At 71.1% G+C, this 23,720-nt stretch carries 17 protein-coding genes and 2 pseudogenes; 9 read left to right on the top strand and 10 right to left on the bottom strand.

The genetic code is table 11. The features are described from left to right. Positions 1-47: 47 nt before the first annotated feature. The 5 genes and pseudogenes from OHA25_RS44475 to OHA25_RS44455 all read left to right on the top strand — a co-directional run bounded on the left by OHA25_RS44475 (position 48) and on the right by OHA25_RS44455 (position 4,879). Entirely contained in the window at positions 48-1,382 is a 1,335-nt protein-coding gene (locus tag OHA25_RS44475) for an SLC13 family permease (RefSeq protein WP_327582927.1), read from the top strand. Further along, a complete protein-coding gene (locus OHA25_RS44470) occupies positions 1,379-2,551 on the top strand; it encodes a CaiB/BaiF CoA transferase family protein (RefSeq protein ID WP_327582926.1) in 1,173 nt (390 codons plus the stop codon). The genes OHA25_RS44475 and OHA25_RS44470 overlap by 4 nt, the downstream gene beginning before the upstream one ends. Next, the gene (locus OHA25_RS44465; protein WP_327582925.1) at positions 2,548-4,029 is read left to right on the top strand and encodes a carboxyl transferase domain-containing protein; all 1,482 of its coding nucleotides are present in this window, start codon (positions 2,548-2,550) and stop codon (positions 4,027-4,029) included. The genes OHA25_RS44470 and OHA25_RS44465 overlap by 4 nt, the downstream gene beginning before the upstream one ends. A gap of 129 nt (positions 4,030-4,158) precedes the next feature. Beyond that, positions 4,159-4,647, top strand: a pseudogene (locus OHA25_RS44460) (SDR family NAD(P)-dependent oxidoreductase); the annotation flags it as partial. Positions 4,648-4,672: 25 nt separating this feature from the next. After that, a complete protein-coding gene (locus OHA25_RS44455) occupies positions 4,673-4,879 on the top strand; it encodes a hypothetical protein (protein ID WP_327582924.1) in 207 nt (68 codons plus the stop codon). 311 nt (positions 4,880-5,190) lie between these two features. Here OHA25_RS44455 and OHA25_RS44450 read toward each other — a convergent pair whose 3' ends face one another. From OHA25_RS44450 to OHA25_RS44435, 4 genes are all read right to left on the bottom strand, one after another. Continuing rightward, the gene (locus OHA25_RS44450) at positions 5,191-7,965 is read right to left on the bottom strand and encodes an FAD-binding and (Fe-S)-binding domain-containing protein (protein ID WP_327582923.1); all 2,775 of its coding nucleotides are present in this window, start codon (positions 7,963-7,965) and stop codon (positions 5,191-5,193) included. Positions 7,966-7,977: 12 nt separating this feature from the next. Further along, a complete protein-coding gene (locus OHA25_RS44445; RefSeq protein WP_327582922.1) occupies positions 7,978-8,991 on the bottom strand; it encodes a zinc-dependent alcohol dehydrogenase in 1,014 nt (337 codons plus the stop codon). Then, positions 8,992-9,840: a fumarylacetoacetate hydrolase family protein gene (locus OHA25_RS44440; protein WP_327582921.1), complete on the bottom strand. Its 849-nt coding sequence runs from the start codon at positions 9,838-9,840 to the stop codon at positions 8,992-8,994. It abuts the gene before it with no gap. Between the two features lie 91 nt (positions 9,841-9,931). After that, on the bottom strand, positions 9,932-10,702 hold the full coding sequence (locus OHA25_RS44435; RefSeq protein WP_327582920.1) for an IclR family transcriptional regulator: 771 nt from the start codon (positions 10,700-10,702) through the stop codon (positions 9,932-9,934). A 139-nt stretch (positions 10,703-10,841) separates the two neighbouring features. On the opposite strand from OHA25_RS44435, the gene OHA25_RS44430 reads away from it, so the two are divergent. Beyond that, entirely contained in the window at positions 10,842-12,551 is a 1,710-nt protein-coding gene (locus tag OHA25_RS44430; RefSeq protein WP_327582919.1) for an IlvD/Edd family dehydratase, read from the top strand. Between the two features lie 11 nt (positions 12,552-12,562). Further along, entirely contained in the window at positions 12,563-13,240 is a 678-nt protein-coding gene (locus OHA25_RS44425) for an SDR family oxidoreductase (protein WP_327582918.1), read from the top strand. A 731-nt stretch (positions 13,241-13,971) separates the two neighbouring features. Here the strand turns inward: OHA25_RS44425 and OHA25_RS44420 are convergent. Then, positions 13,972-15,102, bottom strand: a complete 1,131-nt coding sequence (locus tag OHA25_RS44420; RefSeq protein ID WP_327582917.1) for a diaminopropionate ammonia-lyase — start codon at positions 15,100-15,102, stop codon at positions 13,972-13,974. A 40-nt stretch (positions 15,103-15,142) separates the two neighbouring features. On the opposite strand from OHA25_RS44420, the pseudogene OHA25_RS61655 reads away from it, so the two are divergent. Together OHA25_RS61655 and OHA25_RS44410 are read left to right on the top strand one after the other, a co-directional pair. Next, a pseudogene (locus tag OHA25_RS61655) lies at positions 15,143-15,904 on the top strand (LysR substrate-binding domain-containing protein); the annotation flags it as partial. A 583-nt stretch (positions 15,905-16,487) separates the two neighbouring features. After that, positions 16,488-16,817 (top strand): M20/M25/M40 family metallo-hydrolase, encoded by a 330-nt coding sequence (locus OHA25_RS44410; protein WP_327582915.1) that lies wholly within the window; start codon positions 16,488-16,490, stop codon positions 16,815-16,817. 155 nt (positions 16,818-16,972) lie between these two features. Here the strand turns inward: OHA25_RS44410 and OHA25_RS44405 are convergent, their stop codons facing one another. Genes OHA25_RS44405 through OHA25_RS44385 form a run of 5 tightly spaced genes read right to left on the bottom strand, consistent with a single transcriptional unit; the run spans position 16,973 to position 23,267 of the window. Further along, on the bottom strand, positions 16,973-18,397 hold the full coding sequence (locus OHA25_RS44405; protein WP_327582914.1) for an ABC transporter ATP-binding protein: 1,425 nt from the start codon (positions 18,395-18,397) through the stop codon (positions 16,973-16,975). After that, positions 18,394-19,134: an energy-coupling factor transporter transmembrane component T gene (locus tag OHA25_RS44400; protein ID WP_327582913.1), complete on the bottom strand. Its 741-nt coding sequence runs from the start codon at positions 19,132-19,134 to the stop codon at positions 18,394-18,396. Before OHA25_RS44400 ends, OHA25_RS44405 begins: the two co-directional genes overlap by 4 nt. Then, a complete protein-coding gene (locus tag OHA25_RS44395; protein WP_327582912.1) occupies positions 19,131-19,748 on the bottom strand; it encodes an MptD family putative ECF transporter S component in 618 nt (205 codons plus the stop codon). The genes OHA25_RS44400 and OHA25_RS44395 overlap by 4 nt, the downstream gene beginning before the upstream one ends. Before the next feature lie 10 nt (positions 19,749-19,758). Next, a complete protein-coding gene (locus OHA25_RS44390; RefSeq protein ID WP_327582911.1) occupies positions 19,759-21,501 on the bottom strand; it encodes an ABC transporter ATP-binding protein in 1,743 nt (580 codons plus the stop codon). Continuing rightward, complete coding sequence (locus tag OHA25_RS44385) at positions 21,501-23,267, bottom strand: ABC transporter ATP-binding protein (RefSeq protein WP_327582910.1); 1,767 nt, start codon at positions 23,265-23,267, stop codon at positions 21,501-21,503. The genes OHA25_RS44390 and OHA25_RS44385 overlap by 1 nt, the downstream gene beginning before the upstream one ends. Positions 23,268-23,720: the final 453 nt, after the last annotated feature.

Raw genomic sequence — 23,720 nt, 5'->3', positions numbered from 1 at the left:
CGGAAATGGGATCGTAACCGGGCAGTCACCCAACAGAGGAGGTCCCGGTGTCATCCGAAGTCGTCGCACTGGTCGTGCTGGTGCTGGTGTTCGTGGTAGCCGGTGTCAGATCCATCAACATGGGTGCGCTGGCCCTGGTGGCCGCGTTCGTCGTGGGCACCACCGTGTTCGGCGTGGAAGTGGCCGACGTGCTCGGCGGCTTCCCGGCGAACCTGTTCGTCATCCTGGTCGGGGTCACGTACCTGTTCGCGCTCGCCAAGAACAACGGCACCGTCGACTGGATCGTGCACAAGTCGATCGTCGCGGTCCGCGGCCGCGTCGCCCTGGTGCCGTGGGTGATGTTCTTGGTGTGCGCAGCGATCACCGCGATCGGCGCAGCCAGCCCGGCGGCCGTGGCCCTCGTGGCACCGGTGGCGATGGGTTTCGCGACCCGGTACCGGATCAATCCCGTGCTGATGGGCGTGCTGGTGGTCCAGGGAGCTACGGGCGGAAGCTTCTCACCGATCGGCATCTTCGGCGCGATCACCACAGGGGTGGTCAGCAAGAGCGGGCTTGCGAGCAGCCCGGCCATCCTGTTCCTCAGCGCGATGGGTGCGTGCGCGCTGATCAGCCTGATCGCCTTCGCTTTCCTCGGCGGCCGGGAGCTGCTCCGGCGCGGGCGCGAAGCGGCCGAGACCGAGGCCATGGTGCTCGCGGAGGCCGGTGCGGGGTCGGCCGGTGCGGGGCGTGAGACGCGCCGCCGCTCTGGTCACGGGGGAACGGGCGATGACGACCTTTCCAGGCTCGACGCGCCCCGTGCGCTCACACTGGCCGGCCTGCTCGCCCTCGGGGTGGGAGCCCTGGCTTTCGGGCTGGACGTCGGCTTCCTCGCGCTGGCCGTGGCGGTCACGCTCACCCTGATCTTCCCCTCCGCCGCTCGGGGCGCGGTCGACAAGATCAGTTGGGGCACCGTGCTTCTCATCGGCGGCATCGTCACCTACGTCTCGCTGCTGGAGGATCAGGGCACGGTGAAATGGCTGGGCGACGGCGTCGCGCACGTCGGCACGCCGCTGGTGGCCGCGTTCCTGATCTGCCTGATCGGCGCGGTGGTGTCCGCGTTCGCCTCCACGACGGGGATCCTCGGCGCGCTCATCCCGCTCGCCGTGCCGTTCCTGCAGACGGGGCAGGTCAGCGCGATCGGACTGATCGCGGCGCTGGCGATCTCGTCCTCGGTGGTCGACTGCAGCCCGTTCTCCACCAACGGCGCGCTCGTCGTCGCCAACTCCGACATCACGGTCCGCGACGAGGTGTTCAAACGCCTGATGGCCTGGGGCATGACCATCGTCGTGGTTGCGCCCGTGCTGTCCTGGGCCGCTCTGGTCCTGCCCGGATGGCTGGCATGAGCGCAGGGCCGCTGGCGGGATACGTCGTCGTCGATCTCACCAGAGCGCTCGCCGGGCCGCATGCCGGGATGATGCTGGGCGATCTCGGGGCTCGGGTGATCAAGGTGGAGTCGCCCGGCACCGGCGACGACACGCGCGGCTGGGGACCGCCGTTCGTGGCGGGCGAATCGACGTACTTCCTGTCCTGCAACCGCAACAAGCAGTCGATCGCGCTGGACCTGAAGGGCGAGGACGGCCGGGCGACTCTGGAGGCGCTGGTCCGCAAGGCGGACGTGCTGCTGGAGAACTTCCGCACCGGCGTGCTCGACCGGCTCGGGTTCACCACCGCCCGGCTGCTCGAGCTGAACCCGCGGCTGGTGGTGCTCTCGATCACCGGGTTCGGGCACGACGGGCCGGAGGCGGGCCGGGCCGGCTACGACCAGATCGCGCAGGGCGAAGTGGGCCTGATGTCGCTGACCGGGTCCGGGCCTGATGATCCGCAGCGGGTGGGGGTGCCGATCGGCGACCTGCTGGCCGGCATGTACGGCGCGTTCGGCGTCGTGTCCGCCCTGCTGGAGCGGGAACGGACAGGACGGGGCCAAGTCGTGCGGACGTCCTTGCTCGCGAGCATCGTCGGCGTGCACGCCTTCCAGGGCACCCGGTGGACCGTCGCCGGCGAGGTCGGTCGCGCGCAGGGCAACCATCATCCGTCGATCGCGCCGTACGGGCTGTTCCGCTGCCGGGACGGCGCGGTGCAGATCGCAGTGGGGAGCGAGAGCCTGTGGCAGCGGTTCTGCGCCGGATTCGGGCTCGATCCGCAGGAGCCGGGGATGGCGGTGAACGCCGAGCGGGTGGCGGCCGGGCCGACGCTGGTGGCGCGGATCGAGGAGGTTTTCGCCGGTTTCGATGGCGATGAGCTGCTGGCGCGGCTCGCCGAGATCGGCGTGCCCGCCGGCCGCGTACGCGGCCTGGACGAGGTGTACGCGTGGGAGCAGACCCGCGCGCAGGGGCTGCTCATCGAGGTCGAGCACCCTCACCTCGGGACGGTTGCGCTGCCGGGGCCGCCGTTGCGGTTCTTCGAGGCGGCCAGGCCGGACGGAGAGCGGGAGACCACCCGCGCCGACCATGCCGCCCCGCCCTTGCTCAACGCCGACGAGCAGGCGATCCGATCCTGGCTGGAGGGCACGTGACCCGGCTGACCGCGCGCGAGCTGATCGAACTCGCGGTCGACGGCTTCGAATGCTGGGATCAGCCGCTCGGCCCGGCGACCGATCCCGACGTCGCCGCGGCGCGCGAGCAGACCGGCCTGGACGAGGCCGTGATCACCGGAGCGGGCCGGCTTCGCGGCCGCCGCGTCGCGGTGATCGCCTGCGAGTTCGGCTTCCTCGCCGGATCCATCGGGGTCGCCACAGCGGAACGCCTGGTGGCCGCGGTGGAGCGGGCCACCAGGGAGCGGCTTCCGCTGCTGGCGGCGCCGACCTCCGGCGGCACCAGGATGCAGGAGGGTACGGTCGCGTTCCTGCAGATGGTGAAGATCTCCGCGGCGATCGTGCACCACAAGGCCGCGGGCCTGCCGTACTTGGTCTATCTGCGGAATCCGACCTTTGGCGGCGTGTTCGCCTCATGGGGCTCGCTCGGTCACATCACGGTCGCCGAGCCGGGCGCGCGGATCGGCTTCCTCGGTCCACGCGTCTACGAGGCCCTGTACGGTGAGCCGTTCCCGGAAGGCGTCCAGGTCGCGGAGAACCTGTACCGGCACGGCCTCATCGACGCCGTGCTGCCGCCCGAGGCACTGGCCGACGTCACGGACCGCGCACTGCGCATCCTGCTCCCGCGTGCGGACAGCCCGCCCGAGACCGCGGACCCGCTGGAGGAGCCCTTGCCCGACGTGCCCGCCTGGGAATCGATCACCGTCTCCCGGCGGCCCGACCGGCCCGGCGTCCGGCAACTGCTCCGGTACGCCGCAACGGACGTGCTGCCGCTGTACGGAACCGGCGCGGGGGAGAAGGACTCCGGCCTGCTGCTGGCGCTGGCCCGCTTCGGCAACGCGCCGTGCGTGCTGCTCGGCCAGGACCGGCGAGGCCAGACGGCCACGAGCCCGATGGGACCGGCCGCGCTCCGCGAGGCGCGCCGCGGCATGCGACTGGCACACGAGCTCAACCTGCCGCTTGTCACCGTCATCGACACTCCGGGCGCGGCCTTGTCCAGCGAGGCGGAGGAGGGCGGGATGGCCGGGGAGATCGCCCGCTGCCTGGCCGAACTCGTCACCCTCGAAGCGCCGACGCTCTCCTTGCTGCTCGGGCAGGGCAGCGGCGGAGGCGCCCTCGCGCTCATCCCGTGTGACCGGGTGCTCGTCGCGCAGCACGGCTGGCTCTCCCCGCTGCCTCCGGAGGGCGCGAGCGCCATCGTCCACCGCGACACGCGGCACGCTCCTCAGACGGCGGCGGCGCAGGGCGTCCGGTCCGCCGACCTGGTCGCCAACGGCATCGCCGACCGGATCATCCCCGAGCATCCCGACGCCGCCGACGAGTCGCAGGAGTTCTGCCGGCGGGCGGGGCGCGAACTCGAACGCCAACTCCTCCAGGTGCTGCGGGCCGACCCCGCCGAGCGCCTCGCCGCCCGCCTCAAGCGCTATCGCACCCTCGGCACCGCCGGTCGCCCGGTCTGACCCGCCGCCCAGCCGGTGCCGCCATTGGATCCGCGTGCTTTTGCCCCTGAGGCCACGACGACGCCACTGCAGCGCCGGGCGAGTTGCCAGGGGAGTGACCAGTGACGTCCCGCCGGAGCCCTCGTCAACAACGCCGGCATCACCTCACCGATCCCGTTCCTGCAGGTCACCGGCACGGAATGGGACCGCGTCTTCGCCGTCAACGTACGCGGCGCCTACAACGTCACCCGCCGCGTCGCCCCAGGCATGGCCGAGCGCGGCTTCGGCCGGATCGTCTTCCTGTCGTCGGTTTCGGCCGAGCGCGGCGGCGGCGTCTTCGGCGCCGTGGCCTACTCCGCAGCCAAGGCCGCCCAGCTCGGTTTCGCCAGGGCCCTGGCCCGCGAGCTCGGACCGGCCGGCGTGACCGCCAACGCCGTCGCACCCAGGCTCATCGACACCGACATCACCGGCGGCGCCCTGGACGACGAGCACAAGGCGCGGCTCCTGGCGGGGACGCCCGTGGGACGACTGGGCAATGTCGAAGACGTCGGCGACCTCGTCGCGTACCTGTGCCGGGAGGAGTCCGGCTACATCACCGGTGCCACCTACGACGTCAATGGCGGCTCCCACGTCCACTGACACGGGAGTGCCCGCGCGTGATGCGATGCGCTGGAGCAGTGGCGCCGCCAGCGCGGCCGGCTCGGCACCGGCGGCATCCTTCGCCGGGCACGCCGCCGACGCGTGGGGCGCCTCCGCCGCGCTCGCCCAGGCGCCCGCGGCCCCCGACGGCGGCGGCCCGGCGGCGGTTCACCGTGCTGACACCGGTCGCCAGCCCGGTCGGGGCAGTGCGGCAAGCAGGCTGCGGGTGTAGTCGTGGCCGGGATCGGTGAGGACCTGGTCGGTGGAGTCGCGTTCGACGATGCGGCCGCGGTGCCGCCACACGGCGCGCCGCCTCGTCGTCGAGCGGGCCGGCGACGGCGTCGTCCCCCGTGCAGCAGCTCAGCATGTGCCCCTTCCGCTAACTTCATCCGGCGTCCCCGGCGCGGGCTGATCCAGCTGTACTGTCCCGCGAGGATTCTGTCCCAGTCCACCGTCTGGCCCACTCGGCGTAGCTGTGCCAGCGCACGGCGGGGGCGCATCCGAGGTGGCAGGGACGGATGGGTCGTGCCCACCGCACGGTTCTCAGGCGGTGGCCTGGTCGAGCAGTTCGAGGAGGTGGTGGTACACCCGGGCGGTGGCGCGGGTGAGGCCGAGTTCGCAGGTGCGGTTGAGCGAGGCGTGCGCGGCGAAGTCCCCGGACTTGACGGATATGGCTTCAGCGTGGGTGGCGGAGGCGGTCAGCTCGGGGTGCAGCAGGCCGCGGTCGCCGGCGAAGGCGCAGCACTGCCAGCCCTCCGGAACTACCACGTGGTCGGCGATGGCTCGGGCGATTTCAGAGATGGCCGCGTCCAGACCCAGGCGAGTGGACGAGCAGGTGGGATGGAGGGCGAGGGAAGCGAGGCGGCGAGGCTCGGGGAGGCGGGGCAGGAGATGCTCGGCGGTGTAGGCCACGGCGTCGAGCACCCGGACGGGCAGCGCCTCCGCGAGGCGATCGAAGCCTTCGGTGCAGGAGGCGGCGTCGCTGATCACCGGGATGCGGCCTCCGTCCGTGGCGTCGAGGAGCGCGTCGCGCACGCGGTCGGCCATCGTCTCGTAGCCGTCGGTGTAGCCCTTGGACGACCAGGGCGTGCCGCAGCACAGCCCGCCGATCCCCTCCGGCACGTGCAGTCGCACGCCCGCACGCCTGGCCAGCCGCGCGAACGCGATCATCACGCCGGGCCCGCCGTCGGCGGGGGCGAACACGGTGTTCAGGCAGGACGGAAGGTAGACCGCGTCGGCATCGGGATTCGGTAGCGGACGGCGGCGCATTCCGCCGCGCGGCAGGTCGCGGCTCCACTGGGGGACGCTCTCGGGGGTGGTGAGGGCGCGGGCGGCGCGGCCGGCGGCCTCGGGCAGCGCGGCCGGAGTGGCGGCGGCGGTGTCCAGAGCGAGGTTCATCGCCCGGGTGACGCCGTCCCAGTGCTTGGCGGCCGACTTCCAGCCCTGCTGCGCCACGCGGCCGTGGCGTTCGGCGCGCAGGCGCTTGGTCAGGTCGCCGGTGTTGATGCCGACGGGGCAGGCGGTGGCGCACATGCCGTCCACGGCGCAGGTGTCCACGGCGTCGTAGCCGTACTCGGCCTCCAGCTCGCGGGCAAGGGCATGGTCGCCGGCGGAAACGGCGGCGGCCAGCTCGCGCCGCAGCACGATGCGCTGGCGAGGGGTGGTGGTCAGGTCCCGGCTGGGGCAGACGGGTTCGCAGTAGCCGCACTCCACGCACCGGTCCACTTCGGGTTCGACGGTGACGACGGCCTTGAGGTCGCGCAGGTGGGCGTCGTCGCGGTCGGTGAGGACGACGCCGGGGTTGAGCGTGCCGTCCGGGTCGCACAGGCGCTTGATCTCGCGCATCACCTCGTACAGCTCGTCGCCGTACTGGCGGCGGACGAACGGGGCCATGACCCGCCCGGTGCCGTGCTCGGCCTTCAGCGTGCCGCCCCGCGACAGGACGGCCTCCACCATGTCCTCGGTGAAGCCGGCGTAGCGCTCCAGCTCCGTGTCGAAGCGCTCGTTGAGCATGAAGTGCAGGTTGCCGTCCTTGGCGTGGCCGAAGATGACGCTGCGCTCGTACCGGTGCCGCACGAACAGGGCGGTCAGCTCATCGCACAGCTCGGCCAGGGCGGGCACGGGGACGGCGACGTCCTCCAGCAGCGCGGTGGTGCCGCTGGGCCGGGCGCCGGCGACGGAGGCGTACAGGCCCTTGCGGATGTGCCACAACGCCGCCCTGCCACCGGCCTCCCTGCTCAGCCGGGCGGGCGCCGCCAGCGACAGCGAGGGGAACAGCTCGCCGGCGGCGCGTTCGCGCTCGGACAGCCGGTCGGAGTCGGACTCCTGCCATTCGACCAGGAGCGCCGCGTGGTCGGCGACGGCAAGCGTACGCAGGACGTCCTCGGCTTGGGGGTCGCTCTGGGCCACCCGCAGCGACTCGGCGTCCAGCAGCTCGACGGCGGCGGGCTCGACGGCGACCAGGTCGGGCATGGAGGCCATGGCCTGGCGCAGGGTGGGGAAGACGAGCAGGCCGGTGGCGGCCAAGCGGTGCGCGGGCACCGTGCGGAAGACGGCCTCGGCGACGAAGCCGAGCGTGCCCTCGCTGCCGATGACCAGGTGGGCGAGGATCTGCGCGGGGGAGTGGTGGTCGAGGAAGCTGTTGAGGCCGTATCCCATGGTGTTCTTGAGCGAGAACTGGGCGGTGATCCGGCGGACCGAGCCGGGATTGTCCCGCACGCGGTCGCGCAGCCGTTCCAGGCCCTGCGCCAGCTCGGGTTCGAGCGTGCGCAGGCGCTTGTCGGCGTCGGGGGCGCCGGTGTCGATGACGGTGCCGCTGGGCAGCACGATCGTCATCGAGTCCAGGGTTCGGTAGGTGTTGGCGTGCGTGCCGCAGGTCATGCCGCTGGAGTTGTTGGCCACGACGCCGCCGATCGTGCACGCCGACTCGCTGGCCGGGTCGGGGCCGAGCTTGCGGCCGTACGGGGCGAGGCGGGCGTTGACGTGCCGCAGCACCGCGCCCGGCTGCACGCGCACCCGCTGCCCCTCGTCCAGCACCTCGATTCCACGGAAGTGCCGACGGGTGTCCACGAGGAGATGCTCGCTGACGCCCTGCCCGCTCAGGCTGGTGCCACCGGAGCGGAAGGTGAGGGGGAGGCCGGTGCGCAGCAGCGCGGCGACCTGCTCGGCGCTTTCGGGGACCAGCACGGCCTGCGGGGTGAGCAGGTAGTGCGAGGCGTCGTGGGCCATGCCGAGCCGGTCGCTCGCGCGCGTTCTGGTGATTCCCGGAACGGCGGCTTCCACCGCGGCGAGGAGAGTGGGGTCCGCTCTATCGATCACGTTCGTACTCTCTTATCGGCGCGGGTCGATGTGGATCTTCGGGCCCGGCCCGGCGCCGGTCGGCCGGCATCCGGCCAGGACGCCGGCGGTCTCGGCGAGACCGACCGTGGCGGCCACGAGAGGGCGGGCGTCGACCGAGGCCTCGGCATAGGCGGCGATGGCTCCGCCCAGGCCGGCCGAGCCGCCGAGGATGCCGACGGCGGTGACGTCCTTGAGCGCCAGGTCGCGGGTGTCGATCGTGGACGGGGTGCCGGCCAGGCCGATGTAGACGACACGCCGGCCGGGCTCGACGAGGTCGAGGGCGAGAGCGGGCAAGTCGGGCGCGTTGGACGCGTCGATGACGGCATCCCAGGGTAGCGACGGCAGTGACTTCCGGGTCCAGGCATCGGTGAAGCCGAGGCTTTCGGCCAGGCGAAGCCCGTGGTCGTCGCGTCCCATCACGTGGACCTCGACTCCGTCGGCGCGCGCGAACAGCGCCGTGAGGAGGCCGATCGTGCCTGTGCCCAAGACCAGAGCCCGCTCGCCCGCCTTCAGCCTCGCGGCGCGGACGGCCCGCAGCGCGTTGCCTCCGGGTTCGACGAGCGCGCCGAGCGTGGGATCCACGATGTCCGGCAGGTGATGCAGGGCCGTGGCGGGCACCGCGAGTTGCTCGGCCAGCGCGCCCGGGCGGCCCCGGCTGATGCCGATCTCGGCAAGCTCGGCGCACACGTGGTGGTGGCCGGCCCGGCAGCGGTCGCAGTGACCGCAGCCGAGCATGGTGTCACCGGTGACTCGCTGCCCGAGCCATGAAGGGCTCACGCCCTCGCTCACCGCGCTGACGCGCCCGCACCATTCGTGGCCGGGACGGAGCGGGTACCAAGAACGGCCGGTGTGCAGGTAGCTCATCTCCCCGGTGAACAGCTCGACGTCCGTGCCGCACACGCCGACCCGCTCGATGTCCACCACCACTTCACCTGGCGCGGCGACAGGCGGTTCGACCTCGTGGACCTCGGCTTTTCCAGGGCCGGTCAGAACCAGAGCACGCATCTATCGGGGTCCGACGACGTGCTGGCGCTGCGTGCCGAGGCCGTCGATGCCGAGTTCCATGACGTCGCCGGGCTGCAGCCAGATGGGCGGGGTGTGGCCCATGCCGACGCCCGGCGGGGTGCCGGTGTTGATGAGGTCGCCGGGCTCCAGCACCATGAACTGGCTCAGGTGGTGCACGATGACGTACGGGTCGAAGATCATGGTCTTGGTGGTGCCGGTCTGGCGGCGCACGCCGTTGACGTCCAGCCACATGCCGAGGTTCGTCACGTCGGCGATCTCGTCCGGCGTGACGAGCCAGGGGCCGGCCGGGTTGAACGTCTCAGCGGACTTGCCCTTGCTCCACTGGCCGCCGCGCTCCATCTGGAAGGCGCGCTCGCTGACGTCGTTGACCACGCAGAAGCCGGCGATCGCGTCCTTCGCCTCCTCGACCGAGTCGAGGTAGGAGGTGCGCTTGCCGATGACGATGCCCAGCTCGACCTCCCAGTCGGTCTTGGTCGAGCCACGCGGGATGCGCACCTCGTCGTATGGGCCGACGAGCGTGTTCGGCGACTTGGTGAACAAGATCGGCTCGTCCGGCACGGCCTGCCCGGTTTCGGCGGCATGGTCGCTGTAGTTCAGGCCGATGCACAGGATCTGGTGCGGCCGGGCGATCGGCGCGCCGATCCGCTCACCGGCGAACTCCTGGGGCTGACCAGTGCCGATCCGGTCGGCGAGCAGCGCGACGCCGCCCGCCGCGAAGAACTTCTCATCGAAGTCGGGGGTGACGTCTGAGACGTCGATGTAGTGCGTCTCGTCGATGCGGACGACGGGCTTCTCGGCGCCGGGCGCGCCGATGCGCATGAGGTACACGGGTGTCTCTCTCAGAAGGGGTTCCAGTAGGGCGTGGGCAGGCTCTCGCCCAGGGCGTATACATCGGCCGAGGCCGGGGTCGCGGTGAACGTCACGTGGGTTGCTCTCCCATGGCGATGGCACGGATGGCGGCCACGTCGTCGATGAGCGTCGGCAACGGGGTGCGGTAGGCCAGGCCGCTGACGCTGATCGCACCGCTGGGCATCGTAGGCGAGGTCAGGTACGCCGGTACCGCCAGGCAGTTGACGCCCGGCTCGCTCTCCTGATCGTCGGCGGCGTAACCCTGCTCGCGAACGCGCTCCAGCTCGGCGTGCAGGCCCTCGACGGTGGTGATGGAGCGCTCGGTGCGGCGCTCCAGTGCCCGGTCGCCTACCCACGCGCGGACCGCGTCCTCGTCCGGCAGGCTATGGGCCAGCAGCAGCTTGCCGACGGCCGTGCAATGCGCCGGGTTACGCCCGCCGACGACCGAGGTAAGCCGGACCGCGCCGGCCGCCGGGTCCAGCTTGGAGCGGTAGACCACCGAGTCGCCGTCCAGCACCGCGTAGTGCACCGTCTCGCCGTACCGGTCGCACAACGCCTTGAGGACCGGCATCACCCGCACATGATCGGGCCGGGCCTCATGGTGGGCGAAGGCCATCCGCAGGAACTCGTCGCCCAGCACGTACCGGCCATGACCGTTCTGCGCGGCGAATCCGGCACGCCGCAGCGCGGCCAGCGCGCGGTGCACGGTCGGCTTCGGGCTGGCGACCGCGCGGGCCATCTCCTCCAGCCCGATGCCGTCGGGATGGCGGGCCAGCTCGGCCAGCACCGCCAGCACGCGGTCGGACCCGACGAGCTTGGGCTCGTCGATCAGTTCGGGCATGTTCCGAACGTTAGACCACCATTCCATAAAACGGAAGTTCTTCTCGTAGCGGAGACCATCTAGTGAAGTATGGGTTACTCTTCCTCTAGATTTCACAAATCGGAGCAAAGTTCCAATAAATGGAAAGAGTGGTGGCCTGATGGCGGGGAGTCGAAGCGCTCAGTGGTACGCCGGTAGCGACCGCAACGCCTACATCCATCGCGCGTGGATGCGGCGCGGGCTGCCGTCCGACGCCTTCGACGGCCGGCCGCACATCGCGATCGCCAACACCGCCTCCGACCTGACCCCCTGCAACATGCACCTGAACGAGGTGGCCGAGCACGTCAAGCACGGCGTGTGGGAGGCGGGCGGCGTGCCGCTGAACCTGCCGGTGGTGTCGCTGGGCGAGTCGAACGTGCGCCCCACCGCGATGCTCTGGCGCAACATGGCGGCGATGGCGATCGAAGAGATGTTGCGCGCCAACCCGATCGACGGCGTGGTGCTGCTCGGTGGCTGCGACAAGACCATCCCCGCGCTGCTGATGGCCGCCTCCTCGGTGGACCTGCCCGCGGTGGTGGTGCCGGGCGGGCCGATGCTCACCGGCACCTTCCGCGGCGCGCCGCTGGGCTGCGGCACCGATGTCTGGAAGCTCAGCGAGGAGGTCCGCGCCGGGACGCTGTCGCAGGCCGACTTCCTGCGCTCGGAATCGTCGATGATCCGCAGCAAGGGGCACTGCAACACGATGGGCACCGCCTCCACCATGGGCCTGCTCGCCGAGGCGCTCGGCATGACGCTGCCCGGCCTGGCCGGCACCCCCGCCCCCGACAGCCGCCTGCTGGAGGGCGCGCACGAGACCGGCCGCCTCATCGTCGAGATGATCGCCGACGGGCGCCGCCCCTCGACCGTCATGACGCGCGGCTCGTTCCTCAACGCCATCGTCGCGCTGGCCGTGCTCGGCGGCTCCACCAACGCCGTCGTGCACCTGCTGGCCATCGCCGGCCGGCTCGGCGTCGAGCTGACCCAGGACGACTTCGACCGTACCGGCTCCGGCGTCCCCCTGCTGGTGGACCTGCAGCCGGCCGGCCGCCACCTCATGGAGGACCTGCACCGGGCGGGCGGCCTGCACGCGGTGCTGGCCGAGGTGCGCGACCTGCTCGACCCGGCCGCGATCACCGTCACGGGCCGCCCCCTGGTCGAGGCCCTCGGAGACGCCAAGGTCTACGACCGCGAGGTGATCCGCTCCCGGCGGCAGCCGCTCCAGGAGGACGCCGGGATCGCCGTCCTGTACGGCAACCTCGCCCCGGACGGCGCCGTGATCAAGCCCGCCGCCGCCTCACCGCACCTGTTGCAGCACCGCGGCCCGGCCGTCGTGTTCGACTCGATCGAGGACCTGCACGCCCGCCTCGACGACTTGGACGTCACGCCCGATTCGGTGCTGGTCCTGCGCGGCTGCGGGCCCAAGGGCTATCCCGGCATGCCCGAAGTGTCCAACATGCCGCTGCCGCCCAAGCTGCTCGCCCAGGGCGTGCGCGACATGGTTCGTATCTGCGACGGCAGGATGAGCGGTACCGCCTACGGCACCGTCGTCCTGCACGTCGCCCCCGAAGCCGCCGCCGGCGGGCCCCTCGGCCTCGTCCGCACCGGCGACATGATCATCCTGGATGTGGAGAACCGCCGCCTCGACATCGACGTCCCCACCGAGGAACTGGCCGCCCGCGAACCGTCCCCGGAGATGACCGCCGCGTTCGCCCGCCCCGCGCGGGGTTGGCAGCGCCTCTACGTCGAGACCGTCCAGCAGGCCAACACCGGCGCCGACCTCGACTTCCTCATCGGCTCCAGCGGCGACGCCGTACCGCGCGAATCCCACTGAAAGGACCTCTCATGTCCCGGACCGCCCTCGTCACCGGCGGCTTCAGCGGCCTGGGCAAGGCCGCCGCCATCCGCCTCGAAGCCGACGGCGTCAAAGTCATCACCCTCGACGTCACCGACGGCGCCGACCTCGTCGTGGACGTCACCGACCCGGCCGCCGTCCAGACCGCCGCCGACGAGCTCGGCCCGATCGACATCCTCGTCAACTCCGCCGGCATCGTCGGCCCCAACGCGCCCCTGTGGGAGATCCCGCTCGACGGCTGGCGGCGCACCTTCGACGTCAACGTCAACGGCACCTTCCACACCTGCCGCGCCTTCGTCCCCGGCATGCGCGAGCGCGGGTGGGGCCGCATCGTCAACCTCGCGAGCATGGCCGGGAAGGACGGCAACCCGAACATGGCGCCGTACTCCGCTTCCAAGGCCGCGGTCATCGCCCTGACCAAGTCCCTCGGCAAGGAACTGGCCACCAGCGGCGTCCTGGTCAACGCCATCGCCCCCGCCGTCATCGAGACCCCGATGAACGCCACCACCGGCCCCGAGGCCCTGGCCCACATCGTCAGCCTCATCCCCATGCGGCGTGTCGGAAAGCCGGAGGAGGTCGCCGAGCTGATCGCCTGGCTGGCCTCCGACAAGGTCAGCTTCTCCACCGGCGCCGTCTACGACATCAGCGGCGGCCGCGCCACATACTGACGGTCCGCTCCGCTGTCTTCCGACCCGCTCGCCGTGTTCGTGCGGTCGCGCGTGCGTCGGCTCCGGGTTGCGGCCCCTTCCACAACTTGCCAGCGGCAGCCGGTTCGTCACACCACGAGCCGCCGTGGCGGCTTGCCCTGATCAGCGGCCAGCGACGAGTCCGCGCTCTGTAGGCGCCAGCCCCGGCCCGAAAATCCTTCGTCGACCCCGGAAGCAGTAGTCATGACCGATACCTCCGGCCAATCTGCAGATCCGGACTCCGTACAGGCTCGACCTTCGATGGGCGGGCGCTCATGATCCTACGACGCGCCGGTTCGGGAGAGGTCGTCATCCGGGTGTCGGCCGAGGGCTGCGAGCCGGCCGAGGTCAGCCTCGGCGGCGCTTGAGCGATGCTCCCTCAGACACAGGGCGGTTGAGGCCGCGAAGACCGCGCGAAGGAGGCATGATGCAGCAGGTCGCAGGCCGGGGAAACGGTCGAGACACTCCGGGCCTGGACGGCGTCAACCGGTCCGCGGTGGTGAAGTGCCGGTCGACGAACGAGCGGATCGCGCGCGCCCATGGTCCTCGGCGCCACCCCAGGGACTGCAGAGCGGTTGATCTGCTGGCCCGGCTCAGAGCCGCCGGACCAGCAATCGCGCGCTCGCCGGTCAGGTGGGTGGACAAGCCGGGCGAGCCCGTCAGAACGGTTGACGGGGATCGTGTCAGTCCCCCTGGCCTTCGCGGGACGCTGCTCAGTGGCCGGTGGTGCGGTGCGGGTTGGCGGCCGTGCCTTCGGTGCTGAGCAGTACGACCACCGAGGTCGGGCCGAGTCCCAGTGCCGTGCGGTGCTCTTCAGCTCCCTCTCCGGTGAGCATCGCGCGGACACCGGCGAGAGCGGCGGCCCCGCACGGGCCCGAGGAGACACCGAGTTCCGCGAGGTCGCTGGCCGCGCGGGCGCTGGCGGGGTCGGTGATGGCGACTGCGGCGTCCAGTCCGCGGTGCAGGTAGGGCCAGGCGATGCTGGACGGGGTGCCGCAGTTCAGCCCGGCCATGGTGGTGTGACCGGTGGTGATGCTGACGGGTTCGCCCCGGGTGAGACTCTCGATGACGCAGGCCGCTGCCTCGGGCTCGACCGCCAGCAAGGCTGGGGCCGGTGCGGATGGACGGCTGCGGTAGTGGGTGACGACGGCCTGGGCCAGGGAGCCGACGCCCACCGGGACGGCGACGAGCGCTGGCGCCGTGGCGTCTGCGGCGGCGAGCTGTTCGTCGATTTCGACGCAGAGGGTGGAGTAGCCTTCGACGATCCAGCCCGGGATCGTTTCGTAGCCGGGCCAGGCGGTGTCCTGGATGAGGATCGCGTCCGCAGCGGTGGCGGCTGCCTCGGCAGCCTGGCGGACGGCGTCGTCGTACGAGCCCGGCACCCGGGTGATCTCCGCCTCCTCGGAGGCTATGGCCGCCACGGCGTCCGGATGGACACCCTGGGGGATGAAGACGTGTGCGCGCTGGCCGAGCAGGCGCGCTGTCCGGGCCACGGCGCGGCCGTGGTTGCCGTCGGTGGCGCTGACCAGTGTGACGGGCTCTGTGCTCGGGTGGTGGGCAGTACGCTCGGCCAGGGCGCGGTGCGCCGCCCAGGAAGCGCCCAGCGCTTTGAAGGCCGGCAGACCGAGGCGGGACGATTCGTCCTTGACGAAGACTCGGCCGACCGCCAGCTCGGCTGCCAGGGCGGGCAGTTCTGTCAGCGGGGTGGGTGCGTAACCGGGCAGGGCGGCGTGGAAGTCCCGTACCCCGGCAGGGGCAGGCGCGCAGGTCCAGGACCGGGCAGCAGCGCGCGCGAACCACGGCAGAGTCCTCGTGATCCTCGTGGATGAAGCGTTGTTCAGCACGCCCTCAGCCTGCGGCTCTCTTCCCTCATCGGTCCAGCGAATGTTGTCTACCTATATTCATCAGCGAGACCGACGAATCAGGATGACTAGCGAGGCGAGCGATCTGCCGATGTACGACTTGCACCGATTGCGCCTGCTACGCGAGCTCAAGCACCGTGGCACCCTCGCCGCCGTCGCCACCGCCCTGTCCTACAGCCCGTCGTCCGTGTCCCAGCAACTCTCGCAGCTGGAGACGGAGGTCGGTGTTCCGTTGCTGGAGCCGGTGGGCCGGCGGGTGCGGCTGACCGAGCAGGCCGAGATCCTCGTCTCGCACACCGAAGCGGTGCTGGAGCGGCTGGAACAAGCCGAGGCGGAGATCGCGACCTCTCTGACTGATCTGACCGGCACGCTGCGCATCGCCTCCTTTCAGACGGCTGCCCTCGCTTTGGTGCCGCCTGCGCTGAGCCTGCTGCGCGATCTGCACCCGGGCTTGCGGGTGCACGTGACGCAGATGCCTCCGGAAGCAGCCCTGCCCGCCCTCCAGGCGCGCGAATTCGACCTGGTCGTTGCCGAGGAGTACCCGGGCAGTCCCAACCCCCGGCCGCCGGTCGTCGAGCTGGAAGACCTGCTCGACGACCCCCTTCACCTTGCCCTGCCCGAAAAGGTGTCTAAGGAGAGGGAGAGCCCCGCGGCGTCGCTGCGCGCGCTCGCGGATCGGCCGTGGGCCATGGAGCCCGAGGGCACGGCTGCCCGCCGCTGGAGCATGACCTTGTGCCGCATCGCCGGCTTCGAACCCGACGTGCGGTTCGAGACCACCGACCTGCTGCTCCAGCTCCGCCTCGTCGAACAGGGTCACGCCGTCGCCCTGCTGCCCGACCTCGTGTGGAACGGGCAATCCCCGACCGTCACCCCTGCAAGAGCTTCCCCGCGGGCAGCGCACCCGCCGCATCTTCACCGCCGTACGTCAGGGCCGCAGCCGGCACCCCGCCATCAGGGCCGCCCGCCGTGCTCTCCAGCACGCGGCGATGGAACTGGCGGGCCGGACCGGCGCCTGAACGGCCCGGACAGAGGCCGACGCCCACTAATCCCACCGCCCCTCACGGTGCCGTCGAGGGCGCGTTCAACGCTGTGGAAGGCCTTCATGCTGCCCGAACCCCATGCAATCCCAGTGGCTTCCGATCTTCTGGACCTTGACCCTGTTCCTCTCCTGGCCCGGCTGACCGCCCTCGACTCCGTCAACCCCGACCTCGTGCCCGGCGGGGCAGGTGAGTCCGCCATCGCGGACTTCTGCGGCGCCTGGCTTGCCGCCCACGGTTTCGAGGTGCATCGCGTGGAAGAGCGACCGGGGCGTCCCTCGCTCGTCGCGATCGCCCGCGGCACCGGCGGCGGCCGGTCACTCATGCTCAATGGTACTCGACCACCTTGCCGCCACCGTTGCCGACTTCCAGTACCGGCTGACCCGCGGCCTGTATCGCGAACCCTTCGAGGCCGACCCGCAGTCCCTGATCACCCGAACCCTGGCCCACCACGCCGAAAGGGCACTCGGGCACCCACCCGTGGTGCGCGCCGAGCCGTTCTGGACCGACTGCGCCCTGCTGGACCGCGCCGGCATCCCCTGCCTGCTCTTCGGCGTCGACGGCGCGGGGGCCCACGCAGCCACCGAATACGCCGACCTGACCTCGCTGGACCGCCTCACTGGCATCCTCACCGACACCATCATGGATTTCTGTTCCTGAGCCGCACGCGCCCTGTCCCGGGTCCGTGCGGAAGGACAATCCCGCGCGGTGTCGCATCGGCCACAGAAACCGGCGGGCCGTGGGTTCGCTCGGGCGTCATCGCCCTCCCGCCCGGCCCGGTGCACGTGCTGCTACGGCCGGTCTGGGGCTGTGCTTTATACGTCGATGGGACGCAGTCTGAGTTCTCGGTCGGCGGCGAGGGCGAGGAGTTCGTCGTCGTGGCTGATGAGGAGGACGACCGCGCCGTCGTCGGCGAGATCGCGCATCACCTGGGTGATGGAGTGGAGGTGGCGGCGGTCGACGCCGGAGCTGGGCTCGTCGAACACGACGATCCGGCGGGCGCTGAGCCGGGCCGCGGCGACGACGAGTCGCTGCTGCTGGCCGCCGGAGAGGGAGAGCGGGTGGCGGTCCGTCAGGGTGGCGAGGTCGAGGTCGCGCAGGAGCGTGCCGGAGCGCTCATCGGCGGGGGACGCGCCGAGCCGGAGTTCGGCGTCGACGCTGTCGGTGAACAGCTGTCGTTGCACGTCCTGCATGACGATCGCACTGGCCCTCTGCCGTTGTGCCCGGCTCAGCCGCCGCCCGTCGAGGAGTACCTCTCCCTCGTGCCGTTGCAGGCCGGTGAGGATGCGGGCGAGCGTGCTCTTGCCGGCGCCGTTCGGGCCGGTGACGGCGATGATCGCTCCGGCAGGGAGACGGGCCTCGTCGATGTCGAGCACGCGGCGGCCATGGAAGGCGCAGCGGATGTTGCGTAGGTTCACACCGGTCGTGGTGCTCGTGGGGACGGCGTCGCGGTCGATGCTGGGCCCATGCGCCTGGACCTGGAGGGGTGTCGGGTGCCGGGGCGGGCTGAGGCTGCGGAGTCCTTTCGCGCGGACGGTGTCCTCGTCGAGGGCGGCGAACTCCTCGCCGGGCCATTCGGCGTCGATACGGCCGTCACGCATGACGATGAACCGGTCGGCGATGCCGCGCAGGTAGTGCAGCCGGTGCTCGGCGATGACAATGGTCGCTCCACCTGCGCGGAGCCGGGCGAGCGTGGCGGTGAAGCGTTCGATCGCGGCGGCGGAGAGGTTCGAGGTGGGCTCGTCGAACAGCAGCAGTGACGGGTGGTGGGCGGTCGCGGCTGCGCAGGCCACCTGCTGCTGCTGGCCGCCGGAGAGGTCCTGCAGTCGCCGGTCGGTGAGGTCGCGTAGCCCGTGTTCGTCGATCCCGGTGGCGACGCGGCCCCGGATGCGTTCAGCCGGTTCGCCGAAGTTCTCCAGCGCGAAGGCGAGTTCGGTCTCGGTCGTGTCGGTGAAGAACTGGCGGCGGGGATGTTGCAGGACGGTCCCGGTGCGGCGGCCGAGCCGGTCGAGTGACAGGTCGGCGACGACCTGCCCGTCGAGGAGGACGGAGCCTTCGACCTTGCCCTCGTGGAAGTGGGGGATGAGGCCGTTCATGAGCCGGAGCGCGGTGCTCTTGCCGGAGCCACTCGGGCCGCACAGCACGACCGTCTCCCCGCGCCGCACGTCCAGGGTGAGACCGTTGAGAGTGGGAGCGTCCGCGCCGGAGTAGGTCCAGCGCACCTCCTCGATTCTGATCACCACAGCACCGTGGCCATGACCAGCGTCGCCACGACGAGCACGGCGGCGAGGTCGGCCACGCCCAGACGGGGCGGGCGTATGGTAGTGGGACGCGTCGCCGAGCCGAGCCCGCGCAGCAGGGCCGCGGCGGACAGGTCCTCGGCGACACGCAGGCTGGAGGCGACGAGCGGAACCGTGAAGCGCTCGATGCTCAGCACGGGGTGACGCAGCATGCCGCCCCATCCGCCGATCCCGCGCAGCCGCATGGCGTCGTACACGGCGCGGGCCTCGGCGATGATCATCGGAAGGAAACGCAGCATCACGGCCGCGGAGACGGTGATGGCGCGGGGGACGCGGGCGGCACGCAGCGCGGCGGTGAGCTCGGTGGGCGAGGTCGTGGACATCAGATGCAGGGCGATGCCGCCGATGGCGACGAAACGGACCAGGTACGCGGCCATGGTGGCGACGACGCCGACGGCCGGATGCGGCACGGCCACCGGCAGGAGATAGGCGATGGCCGCGATGCCGGCGGCGCCGACCGGCAGGGCGACGGCACGGGCCCAGGCCCCTTCGTTGAGCGCGAGCAGCACTCCGAGGACGAGAGCCGCGGGGATGAACGACGCTCCGTCCGGCGCCATGACGACCAGGCTCGTCGCGAGCACGAGCAGCGCCTTCGTCCGCGGGTCCAGCCGGAGCACCGGGCGGGGGCGGGCCGCCGCGGCGGCCCGCTCCCCGATCGCCACCGGGGTTGCGGTCACGCCAGTCCTGCCTTCTCGAAGTGCTTGTGCATCAGCCGCAGGCCGAGAAGCCCGCCGAGCAGGCCGAAGACGATCGTGGAGAGGTCGAACGCGATCAGCACCCCGGGGGAGAGCAGCGCCTGCATCTGGCTGACGTAGTCGGCTCCCATCATCTGCATCGAGGGGCCGGAGAAGTAGGCCTCACGGTCATAGAAGATCGGCATCATCGGCCCGGCGTACCAGGCGGAGTAGACGGCGTAGGCGAGCACGCTCAGACCGCGGGACCGATACCGGCCCGCCCAGATGATCGCCTCAGCGACCAGCGCGCAGCCGACGCTGATCAGGAAGCTGATCAGTGGGTGCCCGCTGAGCATGAGCAGCCCCGCGGTGACGATCGCGAAGATCGTGACCATGCCCGCGTGGCGTACCCGGGTGAGGAACAGCATGAACGGGATCCCTCCCGCGACGATGCTCGCGACGAGGGCGACCAGCATGACGGCCGGGTTGATGAACCCGAGCATGTTGATCCCGAACACGACGACGAGGTAGAGGGCGCCGAAGACGCCGATGTTGATGAGGTCCTTCGGGCTCATGCTCACGTCGAAGCGGCGCTGGGCCGGTGTGATCGTGGTCATGGGGTTCCTTTCAGCGGAGTTGCCAACCGCGGGCGCGGACGCGCTCGCTCCAGAAACGCGCGTACGTGCCCCCTGCGGCGAGGAGGGCCTCGTGGTCGCCGTGTTCGGTGATCCGTCCTCGGTCGAGGACGAGGATGCGGTCCGCGGCCACCACGGTGGACAGGCGATGGGCGACGACGATGACGGTGCGGTCGCGGGCGAGCTCGGCGATCGCGTCGGCGACGGCCGCCTCGTTCGCCGGGTCCAGCGCGGCGGTGGCCTCGTCGAGCAGCACGATGGGGGCATCCTTGAGCAGGGCACGGGCGATCGACACGCGCTGCTTCTCCCCGCCGGACAGAGTGGATCCGGCCTCGCCGACGCGGGTGTGCCAGCCGTCGGGAAGGCGTTCGACGACCTCGTCGAGCCGGGAGATGCGGGCCACCCGGTCGAGGTCGGCGTCGCTCGCGTCCGGGGCGGCCATGCGGAGGTTGTCGGCGATCGTGCCCTCGAACAGGTAGACGTCCTGGAACACCTGCGCCGTCAGCCGCGAGACCCCTGCGCTTCCGAGCTCGCGGACGTCGCGGCCGCCGATGAGGACCGCGCCCTCGCCGACGTCGAAGAAGCGGCCTATGAGCTTGAGCAGGGTGCTCTTGCCCGAGCCCGACGGGCCCACGACGGCCGTGAAGCTCCCGGAGGGAATCTTCGTGTCGACCCCGTCGATGACCGTGGGGCCGTCGTCGTAGGCGAACCGCACCCCGCGCAGCTCGATGTCGGCGCCCGCGGGTTCGGCGGGGTGTGCAGGCTCGGGCAGCGGCGGCACCGCGAGCAGCGCCCGCACCCGGCCGATGGCGTCGGCGTTGATCTGGACGTGACCGGCGATCTCGCCGAGCTGCGAGATCGGGTCGAGCATGCGGAGGGTGACGATCAGCATGCCGATCATGACCGGGACCGTGATGGCGCTCTGCAGCGTGAGGGTGGCCGTGAGCGCGATGACGCCCGTGACCACCAGCTGCAGGGTGCCGAAGAACGCGATCATCCCCCAGGCTCCACGGATCGTGAGCCGCGACTGGGACCCCTGCTGGCGGACCAGCGTCTCCTCCAGCGTGCCGAGCTCCGGCCGGTCGAGTACGCCGTAGGCACGCAGCGTCGGCTGCTGGCGGGCGTACTCCACGATGCGGGACGCGGTCACGCCGATGTCGTGCTCGTAGTCGTCGTCGTTGCGGCGCACGATCACCATGAGCAGCCGCAGCGCCAGCGCGCACAGCACCGCCCCGGCGGTGAAGGCGACACCGATCCGCCAGTCGAACAGAAAGCTCCCGGCGATCATGGTGGCCGGCGCGGTCAGGCCGACGACGACGTGCCGCAGCAGGTGCGCGGGGATGTTGGCGACGTCCATCGTGCCCTTGCCCAGCATCCGCCCGATGGGCCCGGTACGGTCGCCGCGGAACCAGCCGATCGGCAGCGTGGCGAGGTGGTTGCCGATCCGTTCGTGGAAGCTGGTGAGGACATCCGTGCCGACGAGGTAGCCCAGCGATGTGCTCCAGGCCAGCAGCACGTGGTGGGCGGCGACCGCGGCGACGATCGCCCCCAGCCAGAGCCAGAACCGGCCCCAGTCCACGGGCGGGCTCGTCAGGCTGGCGATGAGCGGGGCCACGAGCAGGAATCCGAGCCCCTGCAGGATTCCTTGCGCCGCTTGGACCAACAGCATGACACGCAGATGCCGGCGGCCGCGCTCATCGAGGAGCCCGGACAGGTATCGGATCATGGCGATCATCAGCGGCTCTCCACTTCCGCCACGGCGTCCTGGCGGGCGCGCTGGTCGTGCTCCCACAGCCGCGCGTAGAGCCCGTCGCGGGCGAGCAGCTCCTCGTGCCGGCCTTGCTCGACCACGCGGCCCGCGTCCAGCACGACGATCCGATCCACGCCCCGGATGGTGCTCAACCGGTGCGCGATGACGAGCACGGTGCGATCGCGCGCGACCTCGCTCAGCGCGTCCTGAATGTGCGCCTCGTTCTCCGGGTCGGCGCTCGCGGTCGCCTCATCCAGCACGAGCACCGGCCGGTCGGCGAGGATCGCCCGGGCGATGCACACCCGCTGCCGCTCGCCCCCGGACAGCTCCGCGTCCTCGCCGGCCACCGAGTCCAGTCCACGCGGGAGCTCGTCGAGCCGGTCGAGGATGCGCGCCTTGGCGGCCGCCGCGCGGACTGTCGCATCGTCGGCGTCCGGGCGCGCGAGGCGGATATTGTCCCGGATGCTCATGCGCAGCAGCGCGGAGTCCTGGAACACGAAGGCCACGTGCCGGTACAGCTCGGCGGGGTCGATGGTGCGCAGGTCCACGCCGAACAGCTCGACCGAGCCCTGCTGCGGGTCGTCGAACCGGGGCAGCAGCCTGGCCAGGGTGGACTTGCCCGACCCGGACGGGCCGACCAGCGCGGTCACTGTGCCGCGTTCGAGGTCGAGGTCGATGTCGTCCAGCGCGACCGTGTCGCCGTAGGCGAAGCGGACCCCGCTCATCCTGACCACCGGACCCGGCGCGTTCGCGTCGGGCACGACGGGCTCGGCCGGGACGGGCAGCTCCGGGCTGGAGAGCACCTCGCGGATGCCGCGCGCCACGCCCAGCGCCGTGACCAGCGGCTGCACCGACATCATGACCGTCATGAAGCCCGCGGTCGTGACCGTTCCGAACACGAGGAACGCGACGAGGCTCGCCACCGGCAGCGCGCCCACCGCGGTCAGCACGCCTCCTGCGGCCGCCATGACGACGAGCACGCTCGGCGGCGACAGGAGGATCTCCGCGATGACGCTCGCCGCGGTCGTCGCCCTGGCCCAGTCCAGGAAGAAACGCGCGAAGCTCCGCGACACCTCCTGAAAGCGGCGGCTCGCCACCCCTGGGGTCCCGAACGCCTTGACGACCCCGATGCCGTTGACGAACTCGACCGCGGCGCCGCTCAACCGGGTGAGCCACTCCATGAACTCTGGATATTTCGTCCCCGCCCCCGCCATCGCCCGCTGGTACACGATCAGGCCGGCGGCCAGCGGAAGGAGGCTGATCAGCGCCATCCGCCAGTCGACCGCGAAGAGGTAGACGATCGCCACCAGCGGCGGGACCGCGGCGGCCGTGACCTCCACCACGGAGTGGGCGATGAGCTGGTGCAGCGCCGCCACGTCGTCCTCGACCGTCTTCTTCACGGTGCCCGAGTTGCGGTCGGTGAACCAGCCGAGGGGAAGCCTGCGCAGCTTCGCCAGCAGGTCCCGGCGGATGCCGAACGACACCCGGATGTCGGCCAGGTGCGTCAGCACGCCCGCGCCGAACGTGCCGAGCTGCTTCACGGCCAGGGCCACGAGCGCGACGACGATGATCGGCCACACGTCCGTGTCCCCATGCAGCAGCCGCCGGCTGATCTCCACGACGGCAACCAGCGGCGCCATCCCGGCCAGCGCGCTGACGGCGGTCAGGACGGCGCAGCCGATCAGGGTGGCACGCGCAGGAGCCAGCACGGAAGGCGCCCCCTGCGCCGCTAAGACCGTGGAAGTGGACATACAGCACCCTTCGCGACAGAACCGGACCAAGTTAAGTGACCAGACGAGGAGATAGTAACGATAATCATTTCCGTTGGCTACCATGTGAGCGCCCGTCGGCCCTGCCTCATGGCGCACGACGGTCTGCGTCCACCGGTGCAGTCGGGTCCCCGCGCGGGAGCCCTGCTGCCGTGAGTAGCGACCCGCCGCTCTCACTCTCGCGTACAAAGTACACTTAAGCAAGGTGTGCCTTACTTGAACCTGGCAGAAGGTCGGCCACCGTGAGTGCACGCAGGATGGACCGGACGGCATGACGGAAGCCGCCGGCGATTCTCCGAGGAGCTTGATCATCCTGATGACGCGCTCGCCGGCGGCGTTGGAGACGTCCAGCGTGATGCAGCTGCCGGCCTCATGACGCCGGCTGGTCACGGGTGGTGAAGCGCGGTCGTTCGCGCTACCTCACAGGAGGCGTGG

The organism is Nonomuraea sp. NBC_00507 (assembly GCF_036013525.1).
Lineage (GTDB): Bacteria > Actinomycetota > Actinomycetes > Streptosporangiales > Streptosporangiaceae > Nonomuraea.
Note: the sequence above shows the minus strand (reverse complement) of the source record. Positions and strands in the feature narration are given on the sequence as shown.